The sequence below is a fragment of the Ammoniphilus soli genome, assembly GCF_040813775.1.
Window position 1 is genome coordinate 249,812 of the sequence record NZ_JBEGDL010000007.1, and the last position, 11,758, is coordinate 261,569.

General features: G+C 41.9%; 13 protein-coding genes, 2 pseudogenes and 1 riboswitch. Of the genes and pseudogenes, 8 read left to right on the forward strand and 7 right to left on the reverse strand.

Annotated features, from left to right (window positions below):
* Positions 1–275 precede the first annotated feature (275 nt).
* From ABLT31_RS16450 to ABLT31_RS16460, 3 genes are all read right to left on the reverse strand, one after another.
* Positions 276–1,985: a methyl-accepting chemotaxis protein gene (locus tag ABLT31_RS16450; RefSeq protein WP_367753496.1), complete on the reverse strand. Its 1,710-nt coding sequence runs from the start codon at positions 1,983–1,985 to the stop codon at positions 276–278.
* Between the two features lie 32 nt (positions 1,986–2,017).
* On the reverse strand, positions 2,018–2,419 hold the full coding sequence (locus ABLT31_RS16455; protein WP_367753499.1) for a chemotaxis protein CheX: 402 nt from the start codon (positions 2,417–2,419) through the stop codon (positions 2,018–2,020).
* A gap of 137 nt (positions 2,420–2,556) precedes the next feature.
* A riboswitch (cyclic di-GMP riboswitch) is annotated at positions 2,557–2,645 on the reverse strand.
* A gap of 154 nt (positions 2,646–2,799) precedes the next feature.
* Positions 2,800–3,063: a cold-inducible protein YdjO-related protein gene (locus tag ABLT31_RS16460; RefSeq protein WP_462976501.1), complete on the reverse strand. Its 264-nt coding sequence runs from the start codon at positions 3,061–3,063 to the stop codon at positions 2,800–2,802.
* Between the two features lie 126 nt (positions 3,064–3,189).
* Here ABLT31_RS16460 and yyaC point away from each other — a divergent pair, with 126 nt between their 5' ends.
* Entirely contained in the window at positions 3,190–3,897 is a 708-nt protein-coding gene (gene yyaC / locus ABLT31_RS16465) for a spore protease YyaC (protein ID WP_367753501.1), read from the forward strand.
* Between the two features lies 1 nt (position 3,898).
* Here yyaC and ABLT31_RS16470 read toward each other — a convergent pair whose 3' ends face one another.
* Entirely contained in the window at positions 3,899–4,417 is a 519-nt protein-coding gene (locus ABLT31_RS16470; protein WP_367753503.1) for a DUF2179 domain-containing protein, read from the reverse strand.
* A 263-nt stretch (positions 4,418–4,680) separates the two neighbouring features.
* Between ABLT31_RS16470 and ABLT31_RS16475 the strand changes: the two genes are divergently transcribed.
* The gene (locus ABLT31_RS16475; protein ID WP_367753505.1) at positions 4,681–6,024 is read left to right on the forward strand and encodes an MDR family MFS transporter; all 1,344 of its coding nucleotides are present in this window, start codon (positions 4,681–4,683) and stop codon (positions 6,022–6,024) included.
* Positions 6,025–6,127: 103 nt separating this feature from the next.
* Here the strand turns inward: ABLT31_RS16475 and ABLT31_RS16480 are convergent, their stop codons facing one another.
* Positions 6,128–6,775 carry an HD domain-containing protein gene (locus tag ABLT31_RS16480; RefSeq protein ID WP_367753507.1) on the reverse strand — a complete coding sequence of 216 codons (648 nt, stop codon included), beginning with the start codon at positions 6,773–6,775 and terminating at the stop codon, positions 6,128–6,130.
* Between the two features lie 350 nt (positions 6,776–7,125).
* Here ABLT31_RS16480 and ABLT31_RS16485 point away from each other — a divergent pair, with 350 nt between their 5' ends.
* A complete protein-coding gene (locus tag ABLT31_RS16485; RefSeq protein ID WP_367753509.1) occupies positions 7,126–7,497 on the forward strand; it encodes a DUF423 domain-containing protein in 372 nt (123 codons plus the stop codon).
* A 149-nt stretch (positions 7,498–7,646) separates the two neighbouring features.
* On the opposite strand, the gene ABLT31_RS16490 is transcribed toward ABLT31_RS16485, so the two are convergent.
* Positions 7,647–7,844, reverse strand: coding sequence for a hypothetical protein (locus tag ABLT31_RS16490; RefSeq protein ID WP_367753511.1), 198 nt, complete (start codon positions 7,842–7,844; stop codon positions 7,647–7,649).
* Between the two features lie 126 nt (positions 7,845–7,970).
* On the opposite strand from ABLT31_RS16490, the gene ABLT31_RS16495 reads away from it, so the two are divergent.
* The 5 genes and pseudogenes from ABLT31_RS16495 to ABLT31_RS16515 all read left to right on the forward strand — a co-directional run bounded on the left by ABLT31_RS16495 (position 7,971) and on the right by ABLT31_RS16515 (position 10,807).
* Positions 7,971–8,144, forward strand: a complete 174-nt coding sequence (locus ABLT31_RS16495; RefSeq protein WP_367753513.1) for a hypothetical protein — start codon at positions 7,971–7,973, stop codon at positions 8,142–8,144.
* 173 nt (positions 8,145–8,317) lie between these two features.
* Positions 8,318–9,316, forward strand: a complete 999-nt coding sequence (gene bioB, locus ABLT31_RS16500; protein ID WP_367753515.1) for a biotin synthase BioB — start codon at positions 8,318–8,320, stop codon at positions 9,314–9,316.
* Between the two features lie 70 nt (positions 9,317–9,386).
* A complete protein-coding gene (locus ABLT31_RS16505) occupies positions 9,387–9,572 on the forward strand; it encodes a hypothetical protein (RefSeq protein ID WP_367753517.1) in 186 nt (61 codons plus the stop codon).
* An 83-nt stretch (positions 9,573–9,655) separates the two neighbouring features.
* A pseudogene (locus ABLT31_RS16510) lies at positions 9,656–9,847 on the forward strand (glutaredoxin family protein); the annotation flags it as partial.
* Positions 9,848–10,039: 192 nt separating this feature from the next.
* On the forward strand, positions 10,040–10,807 hold the full coding sequence (locus tag ABLT31_RS16515) for a DUF3050 domain-containing protein (protein ID WP_367753519.1): 768 nt from the start codon (positions 10,040–10,042) through the stop codon (positions 10,805–10,807).
* A gap of 253 nt (positions 10,808–11,060) precedes the next feature.
* On the opposite strand, the pseudogene ABLT31_RS16520 reads toward ABLT31_RS16515, so the two are convergent.
* A pseudogene (locus tag ABLT31_RS16520) lies at positions 11,061–11,693 on the reverse strand (2-dehydropantoate 2-reductase); the annotation flags it as partial.
* Between the last annotated feature and the right edge of the window lie 65 nt (positions 11,694–11,758).

Genomic DNA, 11,758 nt, shown 5'->3' on the forward strand with positions numbered 1-11,758 from the left:
TTTTATTTACATAAATACATTACGTTAAGGATTTCCATTTTATGGGGGTGGAGTATATCTCGCCTGAATCTTGTCTATACTAATAATCCTAACTCGAAAAGTTTCTCCTCCACGACTTGCCCTTGGCCGTTTGGTCAAGGGGTTTTTTATGTGAGGGAGCGGTTAACCATAGGTTGAATTTTCAGGAGTCTACATGATAATGGGAGTTTCTCCTATTATTTTGATCAATTTTAGGCTGAATTTCATGATAACAGGAGAAACTCCTGTTATCATGATTATACTTTAAATTGACCAACTAATTTTTGAAGATCTTGAGCAATTACAGTCATGGAGTTAGTCGACGACACAATCTGTTCCATAAGTAGTCGAGATTCTTCTGCTGAGTCATGAACTCGGCCTGTTTCATCGGTGGCTGATTCGGCCACGTTAACTATTGTTTGGATAGAGTAAAGTACATCTTCGGTGCCGGCAACCATTTGCTCTGTAGCGGCAGAAACCTCTGTGATCTGTTTTGTTACTACCTCTATAGCCTCATGGATCTGTTCAAAAGAATCCCTGGCTTCTTTAGCTGCAGTCAGTCCTTGTTGAACTTCAGTAGTTCCCTTAACCATAAATTCAGCTACTTTGGCTGTTTCCGTTTGGATTTCTTTGATCATTTCCGAGATCTGCTGAGCGGCTTGAGCCGATTCTGAAGCGAGCTTGCGGACCTCATTGGCCACTACGGCAAACCCTCGCCCATGCTCGGCGGCTCTTGCCGCTTCGATGGCGGCATTAAGGGAGAGGAGGTTCGTTTGGCTTGCAATCCCTGTAATGACATCCACAATTTTGCCTATGGATTGAGAACGCTCGCCTAGAATTCTCATCATATCTGCCGATTGAACCACAGTTGTAGTCACGGTTTCAATTTTTTCCATAGAATGGACAATAGTTTCCCTGCCTGTTTGAGCGATTTGGGTAGCATGCTTAGCTGTAGCGGCTACTTCCTGGCTGTTAGCGGAGATCTGTTGGACACCTGCTGACATTTGGTTCATTGAAACAGAGGTTTCTGTGATGCTTTGTACTTGGGTATCAGCTCCCGCTGCGATTTGCTTAACGGCCATCGCAATTTGCTCACTGGATTGGCTGGTTTGAACCGCTTTTTGGGTCAGCTCGCTTGAGGTGGAGGTTACAAGCTTTGAACGGTGAAGCACCTCTTGAATGATGTTGCGGATGCTATCTAGCATGGAATTAAATTCATGAGCTAATTGGCCGACCTCATCCTTTGAATTGACCTTGATTCGCTGTGTAAGGTCTCCCCCGGAACGAGACATTTCCTGTAGGCGATTTTTCACTTGGTTGATCGGTCTGACAATGATCCGGGTAAGAATGGTACCAAAAAGAATGGAAAGCAAGATGCCGCCAAATACCATGGCTAGAATTATATTTCTTGACTGGTCATATTGTTGTTCCGATGCAGTATACAATTCCCCAGACTTTTTACTTTGAATTTCTACTAGTGCATTAATGGTATCTTCTAGGGCTTTCTTTTGTGTGGAGGCACCATTTAGCTTCATTACTAAGGCAGATTGGTCTCCATCAATAGCCATTTGAAGAGATTGTCGGGTATTAGCTTCATAGGCAACCATGAGGGTTTGCAAGCTGCTGAACAAATCTTTTTCTTCCTTTGTTAACTCCAGCTTGCTGAAGGCTTCGATATTTTGTTTAGCTTTCTCAAGATTTTGCCCAACGGCAGCATTCAGTTTGTCTGCAGTCTGTCTTATGGCACTTGCATTCATTAAGATGACGGTATTTTCGGAGAGAGCCTTGTTGACTTCCATGAGCTGGATAACGGGTATAAATCTTTCCTGATACATTGAGCGAAGATGGGAATTCGATTCAAACAGCAGGTAGAGCCCTAAGTAGCCCACACTGCCCAAAATCATACAAATGGCACTAAAGACTATCAGGAATTTCCGGGAGATGCGCATATTATAAATAAATTTCAAAGCTTCCTACCTCGCCCTCAACATATTTATTTTTACTTATGTAATAACCAAGCTATATCCATGTTTCCAACTTGTTCAATTTGGACAGGAATACTTAGAGCAGGTTCAGACTCGTTGAAACTAGTCGAGCCAAAAAAAATCGTTGGTGGAGTAATGTCGATGGAGAAGCCCTTTTGAAAGATATGAGCGGATAAGTTTCCAGCAATCATATTACCAAATTCCCCAGTGAACGATTCTAGCATTTCACCTTCTAAAGCCATACCAAATAGATTTTGACCAAGCAATCCAAAGGTCTCAGAAGTTCCTTTCACTAGTAGCCGGCCCCGTATATCTCCAGTAACATCAATCAGAACCCCCCATTCGGGTTCGCGGACAAGCGGAATCTGTTTAACGGGTTCCTGAAGAGACAGGGAAAGGGATGATGGTGGGAACAACTTGGAAGAGTGTCTCTACTATTTGTGAGATTTTTCCGTTGTATGTCATGATCAATCAGCTCTTTCTGTAAATTTGGGAAAAATAAAAAACTATTCTTAAAAAGAATAGCCGTTTAGCACACTTCCAACATTGGCTTATCGGCAACCTGGCAATCGTGGCTCAAGTAGAGCTTTAGACCCATGGCTTTGCGTCCCTATCTTTCGAGTAGGTTTGCCTTTATTTCTCCGCCTTTCTTTATTCGTTTAATAGTTCTATTTTACCTATAGCGTTCCTAATTTTCAATAAAATTCATGGAATCCATTAAGTTAAATAAGAAGGTTAAATAAGAAGATCCAAGCCAATCTTGGTTCTTTTGGCCTGGATCTTTAGTAAGGCAATTTTAATGGCGTATTTTTCTAGCAAAATTAATTCCTCTACGTCTTAAAACTTTCTTGAGCTGGGGGATCATGCGTGTCCCAGATTTCATTGGCGAGTCGCATAAAGGACAACCCGGTGTGGTTTCTAATGAATAGTTTTTTCTCATCCAGCCTTTACAATCTGTAGATTCGCATTCCCAGACTTCAGTTGGGATCGCATCAGGATCGGGAGTATGGTCAGGAACAGCTTCGGGGAGGGATGTTTGATGTTCAAATTGTTCTGACATGCTGCATTCCGCCCTTCCTTAGAAATAAGATCAAGGAACCTTCATATTATCTCCTGGAATAAGCAAGGAAGTACATGTATTTTGTTCCAACTGAACTTTGAACAAAGGATGACACTTTGATGTTAGGTGCAAAAAACAAAAAAAACCTGGTACAATAAAGAAGAAGACAGGAATGAGACAGGAGCGAGCAAGTTGTTGGGATTTGTAAAGAAGTATCTATGGCCTCAAGCGAACTCTAAACCAGTAATTAAATCAGAGGGGGAAGTTTTAAGATCCTTAGTTGAACTTATTCCCCCTCATGTAAGCCGTGACGATGTTGTGTTTTTCTGTATTGGAACCAATCAAATTAGCGGGGACTGCCTGGGACCTTTGGTTGGATCCTATCTTAAAACCAATGGTTATGCCAATGTGTTTGGAACTTTACAGGATCCTATAGATGCAAAGAATATTAAAGAAAAAATACTGGAAGTTCCAAAAGGAAAATTTATTATTGCTATCGATGCTGCCCTAGGAACCTTTTCTTATGTAGAAAGTTTTTCTGTTTTCACGGGTCCCCTTCGTCCAGGTGCAGGAATTGGGAAGGAACTGCCAGCTATCGGTAATGTAGGGATAGTCGGAATAGTGAATCTGAAGGATTGGAGAACGGATAGCCAGATCCTTTTTAGGACTCCATTGTCCATTGTTATTCCGATGGTCATTACCCTATCGAGTGCATTAATGAAACGTTTCCCGATGCCTCAGCAACGCAGAGTAAACATATTCGAAGAAGATATCGAGATTAGGGCTTATCTCAAGCGTCTAAAGGGAGAGCACTATTCTCCATTGCTTGGTTAGATTATCTTAACCGTTTGGTCCAGAACCCGCCCTTAAAATATCTTGGATCATAGGAAATTAGGAAAGCTTTTGGTGCTAATTCTTCAACAGTACTCAAAAGCTTTTTTTCATTGCTTCTCTTGGCTAATACGAGCATTGTTAAACGGTGTCCTTCTTTTCCTTCCGCAAGCCAACTGGTTACGCCATATCCTTTTGCCCGTAAAATAGAGGCTAGCTTGGTTTCCGAAGAATCTACTACAATCTGCATGGTCACATAACCAAGAGCCAACCATTCTTCAATCTTGCTTCCTAAGTAAACACCTGTCCCCCAACCAATACAGTAAGCAGCTAGATTAAGGGGCTTATCGATATTGGCCAGTACAATATTTAATCCGATTAAATAAACAAATACCTCTACCATGCTTAAAAAAGAAGCAAGCATTCTTTGACCTTTCATTACAAAAATAAGTCTCACCGTAAATAAGGAGACATAAACGATATTAATAACGAAGATCGTGGCAATTATGCCCAGTCCACTCATAATTCATTCCCCCCTTTAGGGGCTTATGGTAACATACATAAGGAAAAAAGCCAAATTGACAAAAGTCTGCTGAGGTTTGCAGTATTTCCAAGGAAATTGTCGAGGAAGGTCGGAAATCAAAATATCCACATTTTTATGTGGATAACGTGTGAGTAACTTACGGTATGCTGTGGGTAAGTTGATTTCAACACAAAAGTTATTTTAGTTCTATTGTTATTTCAATTATAATGAATGTTAAACGAAGGGCAGAGAGAAGGGGAATCGTGAAAAGATGGGTTGTTGTTGCAAGCATAACCTTAGGGATGCTTTTGGCTGCATTAGACCAGATGATTATGAGCACAGCTATGCCGGAGGTTCAGAAGATACTTGGGGATAATATGGAGCTGTACAGCTGGGTGTTTTCGGCCTATATGCTCTCCAGTACGATAACTGTGCCGATTTTCGGGAAGCTGGCTGATCGCTTCGGAAGGAAAAATGTTTACCTTGTGGCTCTTGGGTTGTTTCTTATCGGCTCTGCTCTTTGCGCTCTGTCTACAAGCATGTGGCAGTTGGTCCTTTTTCGAGTGATACAAGGATTGGGAGCCGGTGGGGTATTGCCGCTTACCGTGACCATTGCAGGAGATCTTTACGATCTGAAAAATCGGGGGAAAATCCAGGGGCTTTTTAGCAGTATGTGGGCCATCGCTGGGATTGCCGGGCCAGTCCTAGGCGGTTGGATTATCGAAAACCTTCATTGGAGCTGGATATTCTGGTTGAATCTCCCGGTAGGAATTATAGCCATACTTGGTTTTCTCACCTTTAAGGATCAAGGTGAAGTAGAAAAAACGACGATTGATTATGAAGGAGCCATCCTGCTTAGTATTGCAATCGGGACCCTACTGTTTGCAACTTTAGGAGAAACATGGTGGGAAATTGTTGGATTGGTAATTATAAGTGCCATATTATTTGTTTTATTTGTTAATCACCAGAGGACAAAAACACATCCGCTTATACGTATTGAGATGTTTCAAAATCCCTTGATTTTGTGGTTAAATATTTCGGGGATGATCGTTACGATGGGGCTGTTTGTAGTTCCCTTCTTTATCCCCTTATTTGCGCAAGAAATTCTAGGCTTCACCCCTCTTGCAAGTGGATTAATTCTCATGGGACAAGTGCTAGGATGGAATATTGGATCAGTACCAGCGGGGAAATTTATTTTAAAATTAGGGTATAAGAGGGTTATTGTAACCGGAATCCTACTTTTGATAGTAGGAGGAATCTTGCTTGCTGCTTTAGTCCCTATGTTGAATTATACCTTTCTGCTGATCATCATGTTTATTCTTGGATTAGGATTTGGTATTTCCGTGACGGCATTTACCATTGGGGTGCAAGAAGCAGTGGAATATAAGGAGCGGGGGATCTCTACATCGATTCAGCTTTTCTCAAGAAACATTGGAACAACGATTGGGGTAGCCATAGTGGGGGGGATCCTAAACCTGGCACAAGGCAGTATTACTCTTATCCAGAGTTTTCAAGTCGTATTTATCGTTTCGCTCCTTATCACGTCGATTAGTCTTTGGACTACATCTAAGATTCCGGTAGGAGACCATTTAAAAAAGAGCTCATAGGTAGGAGAGGGAGGCCTCCAGAAGAGGAACCTCCCTTTTTTGTGGCCGAAAATTGGCTTATCTTGGTGATTCATTAGAGAAAGTTAACCAACTAACTAATTTTTTAGGCCTTGCCTTCCCATTCTAAATAAAACTGATTTAAATAGTTGACCATGAATTCATGACGTTGCTCGGCTAACTTTTTAGCATAGGAAGTATTCATCATATCTTTCAGCTTCAAGAGTTTTTCGTAAAAATGGTTTATTCCTGTACTTTTTCCTTGTCGGTATTCTTCTGCGGTCATGTTTTCGCGAGGAGCGTTCCCGGGATCATGAATCAGGCGATCTTTAGCGCCACTGTAAGCAAAGACGCGTGCAATCCCTACAGCACCTACCGCATCTAGCCTGTCTGCATCCTGAACAACCATGCCTTCGAGAGTGCGCATAGGGGGTCTCCCTCCACCCTTGAATGACATAGAGGAGATGATCTCCATGACGTGCTCCGCATCGTGCTCCTTTACATCATGACGAATAAGCCATTCCTTCACCTTGAGTAAGCCAGCTTGCTCGTTCCCAGTAATTTTTTCATCTGCAATATCATGTAATAATGCCGCTAATTCACAAATGAAGGAGTCAGCGCCTTCTTCAAGCGCAATCGATTTGGCAGACTGGGTTACTCGGTAGATATGCCACCAGTCGTGTCCGCTGCTGTCTTTCTCCAGTTCCCTGCGGGCAAAATTCTCTGCTTCTTTTAAGATTTCATCTTTATGCATAAGATTTAATCATTCCTTTATTAATTTAATTACCATTATATCAGCAATAATAAAAGGATTAAATTGAACAAGTCAGATAATAGGTTCCCTTATCTATGCACATAATCCTATTAATTATAGTAAAGACTGTTTTTGAATCCAAAAAAAGGGGCTTAGTGATGGAAAAGTTTTTTAAGGAAGTTCATCCGATCCTATACGTATTTGGAGTCCTTTTTGCCATACAGATGATATTCTTTCCTGCCCATTAGAACTCGAACCGTTCTGCCCAGTATGAACCGGGAATAAGTAGCGGAATTGAAAAGCAACTGCTATCATAAGAACGTTGAGTATTTAGCAGGAGGGATTTGTTCATGTTAAACACGTTTGTTGCAATAGGAGCTATTAATGCTTTTCTAACGGTTGCACTAGGGGCTTTCGGAGCGCACGGTTTAAAGGGAAAAATAACCGAAGATATGCTAACGGTGTATCAGACGGGTGTCCAGTATCATATGTTTCACTCACTGGGGTTAATTTCCATAGGTATCTTGGGCGGAAAACTAGCTTCAACGGCTATGCTTACTTGGTCTGGTTGGGCGTTACTGGTCGGAATAATCTTGTTCTCTGGAAGTCTCTATGTACTCAGCTTATCGGGTATAAGAGTTCTCGGTGCAATTACTCCCTTTGGCGGTGTAGCTTTTCTAATTGGCTGGGCTTTATTGGCCTATGCAGCTTATCGGGGGTAACCCTCGGTTTATAATAAAAGGGCAACCCTTAGTACTAGGGGTGCCCTTTTTTACTAAAGCTTTTTTGGGTGTCAAAAATTCTACAGTTCTCTAGAATCTATTCGAAACGGCACGAAATCTAGGAGTTATTTAATTAACTAACTAAAAATCTAGCCATGGTATTCGATGATCTCATGACTTAGTCCTTGTCCATTGGAACCAAATAAATCTTCGTGTAAATAGGTTTCGGCATCTTCCTGGCTTTCAAACAACATTAAATCTTTTTCCAGCCATTCTGGAGAGGATAAAAACCCTTCTGAATCGAGTAAATCTCCAGTTGGAGTATATTGGATAGCAAACTTATTCAATGTGTTCCCTCCTTTCTAACTCTTACACTAATAGTATTAATGCCCGACATTTTCCATTTTCATTAAAAATAATTGTGCTTAGAAACCAGAGGGGAGGGCAAATTAAGAAGAAGGAGGTGCACGTTTATGAATATGGATGAAAGAACAGAAATACCGCTAGTCGATATTCCGGACGAAATTACTCATACGAACCAACCGGAGATTGAAACCCATACGCCTCACCCTGTGGTTCCGCAGCCTGAGGCCCATCTTATGCCAGCAGAGCCAGCCAAGAGAATTGGTTTTCAAGTTTCTGAGTAACAACAAAGAAAAGCCCTATCAGTGGAGGTAATCCAAGATGGGGCTTTTTTGTATTGAGATCCATTTGGAAAAATTGCCATAATCTTTAAGTCATGATATTATAATGTAAATGTAAACTAGATATATTATTTTGGTTAACAAATTATCGTGAACTAAAGGAGAGGATGAATACCATGTCAAAGACGATAGAGAAAAAAGAGTGGGGACAGCTTGCGAGTGATGTATTAAATGGAAGAGAGTTAAGCAAGGAAGAAGCGCTTTCGATTCTTCAAGCTCCTGACGAGGAGTTGCTCAATATCCTTCAGGCAGCTTTTGTAATCCGCCAAGCCTATTATGGAAAAAAGGTCAAACTTAACATGATTATCAATACAAAATCAGGATTATGCCCAGAGGATTGCGGGTACTGCTCCCAATCCATCGTTTCTGAAGCCCCCATTGACAAGTATGCTTGGTTAACGAAAGAGAAGATTGTAGAAGGGGCTCAAGAAGCGATTCGACGTAAGGCAGGTACCTATTGCATTGTTGCCTCAGGACGTCGCCCCACTGATAAGGAAATTGATCACGTAGTAAGTGCAGTAGAAGAGATTAGGTCGACTACGGATCTGAAAATTTGCTGTTGCTTAGGCTTTTTAAATGAAGAGCATGCTTCAAAGCTAGCGAATGCAGGGGTTCATCGCTACAACCATAATTTGAATACCAGCAAAGAAAACTATGAGAATATATGCTCTACCCACACCTATGAAGATCGAGTGGATACAGTAGAGAAGGCTAGGGATGCCGGGATTTCCCCTTGCTCGGGTGCGATCTTTGGGATGGGGGAAACGGATGAAGAAGCAGTTGGCATTGCTTTTGCCCTAAGAGAAGTAGGGGCGGATTCCATTCCCTGTAATTTCTTAAACTCCATTGACGGAACTCCCTTGGAAGGCCGCCAAGAGCTAAATCCTCGTAAATGTCTTAAACTATTGGCCATGATGAGGTTTGTTAATCCTACGAAAGAAATTCGGATTTCAGGCGGTCGTGAGGTGAACCTGCGCTCATTACAGGTGCTGGGCCTATATGCGGCTAATTCGATTTTTGTCGGTGACTATTTAACAACAGCGGGTCAGGAACCCACAGCGGATTGGGGAATGATTGAAGACTTGGGATTTGAAATAGAAGAGTGCGCCCTTTAAGAATAGAAATTGGAATCCGGCACATGGTATAGTATAGTGAGTTACATACTATTCTAAAGGGGGAACAAACATGGATTTATCCATGCTGCAACAAATGTTGAATTCTGTAGGAGAGATGCTCCCAAAATATATTGAGACTCTCGAGGCTGACTTTGAGAAGGAGCATGGTTCCTTGACGGATGAGCAGCGCGAGGTATTTGCCTTCGTCCAGAAGAAGGCAAAGGAATTCATCTCTCAAATCAATCCCATGGGTTAGTAATTGGCTAAAGAGGAGTGAAAACCATGTCTGATAATAAAAAAGTCATCATGTACTCTCAGCCGACCTGACCCCCTTGTTTTACGGCCAAGGCTTGGCTGGAAGAAGAGCAGATTCCCTTGGAAGTTCGGGATATCCGGGAAAAGCCGGAATATATTGATGAATTGATCCAAATGGGGGCAAACATGACGCCGACATTTAAGATCGGTGATGAAATGATTATCGGGTTTGATCCCGACAAAATCAAAGAAGCTTGGGAAGCGTACAAGCTTTAATCCAGAGAAGAAGAGTCTGATGATATGTTGGACTCTTTTTGTTTTTTACTGATTTGCGTGTGAAGGAGATAACGCCTGCTCATACTAAAAAAGTTAGGTTTCCTAGGATAGTGGGCGCCTTTATTGAACTTACATAATGAAAGAGTTAGACTAATGAAGGGTTTTTGAACACTTGCAAAAGAGGGGGTTCTCATGAAGACAGCAGAGTTTACAAAGTTTGATGCCATTAGAAGCGAATTATTGTCTCACCCGCTTTATAGAGAGATGAATAGTGCGGAGAGAGTAAAGATTTTCATGAAGCATCATGTGTTTGCCGTCTGGGACTTTATGAGCCTTTTAAAAAGGCTGCAGCAATCGGTTACATCGGTTTCGGTCCCGTGGATGCCTTATGAAAACCCTGCCTACAGTCGTTTTATTAATGAGATCGTTCTTGGCGAAGAATCTGATGAGGATGGAAGGGGAGGCTTTGCTAGCCATTTTCAGCTTTATCTAGAAGCCATGGAGGAGGCCGGTGCGGATACGAAGCCGGTTCGTCAATTTATTCAAGATGTCTTGAATGGGGTGCCTTATGAAGATGCCCTGCAAGTGGAGAATATTCCGCTCACGGTTCAAAATTTCGTCATGTACAACTTGGAATTAGCCGCAAATGGTAAAACTCATGAGGTGGCAGCCGCGTTCTTCTATGGTCGGGAAGATCTTATACCAGAAATGTTTCAATCTTTATTAGACGCGCTTAAAGCGGAAGGGGCCTCAAATGATCGATTGGAGTATTATTTGAGAAGGCATATTGAGCTCGACGGCGATCAACATGGACCGTTGGCAGAGAGACTGTTAAGCGATCTGTGCGGTGATGATGAGATGAAGATGCAGGAGGCTATCAGTGTGGCTGAAAAATCACTTCGAGTACGCAGTGTTCTATGGGATGGCGTGCTGGAGGAGATTAGAAGCAAGGGGTTATAGGGTGAAATGAGGGTTGCAATCCATAGATGGATTTACAATTGACAATAACGGGAGAATCTCCGGTTATTTAAAAAAATGAATAGAAAATGGATGAAATAAGCGGATTTCCTCCGGTAATTCTTTTAAAATACGAGTTTTTTGTATGTTTTAAGAAAATAGCCGGATTTTTTCCTTTTATTTTAAGCATTTTCACCCAGTTTCTTGAAATAAGCGGACTTTCTCCTGTTGTCGAAGGACCTTTGGGCATTAACGGCTATCGGTTAAGCTCATATACCTTTAACCGATTGTAGATAACCTTCAATAAAGGAGTAGAGATACCGTGCTTAGATCCTAGCTCTAGAAGATGGCCTTGCAGGTGATCTGCCTCGATCGGCAGCCCCTTTTCCATATCCCTTAGCATCGATGCTTTCATGCCGAGGCCCATGGCGGTAGCGATCTTGATATTTTTTTCGGGGGAAAACACGTCAAAGCCTTCTGCTTGGGCTATTTGGTTGATTTCTTCAAAAAGTTGCTGAAAAAGCTGCTGACCATAAGGACTTTCTAAAATAGGTCCAATAGCGGAGTTCATTAAGGTGGTTATGCCGCTTAAACCTGTTATAAATACATATTTGTTCCACATGGCCGTTTGAATGTCATCGCTTAAAACGGTTTTAAAACGAGCCTGGCTAAATAGCTCATGTATGTTTTTCTCGCGGTCGGTAGTTTTTCCATCCCATTCTCCGAAGACAATATCATGCCGTTGACTCGTTTGGATAACTTGTCCTTCCAGATTGACGGTAGATTCGATAAAGCATACAGCACCAAGGGTTAATGGGAAGGATTCGCTTAGGGCAGGAATGTGCTGAACGCCGTTTAATAAGGGCAAAATAACCGTATTATCTCCTACATAAGCCTTTAACCCGAATTTCGAAAGTCTGTAACATCAACAACAATCATGAAACAACAAAAGAA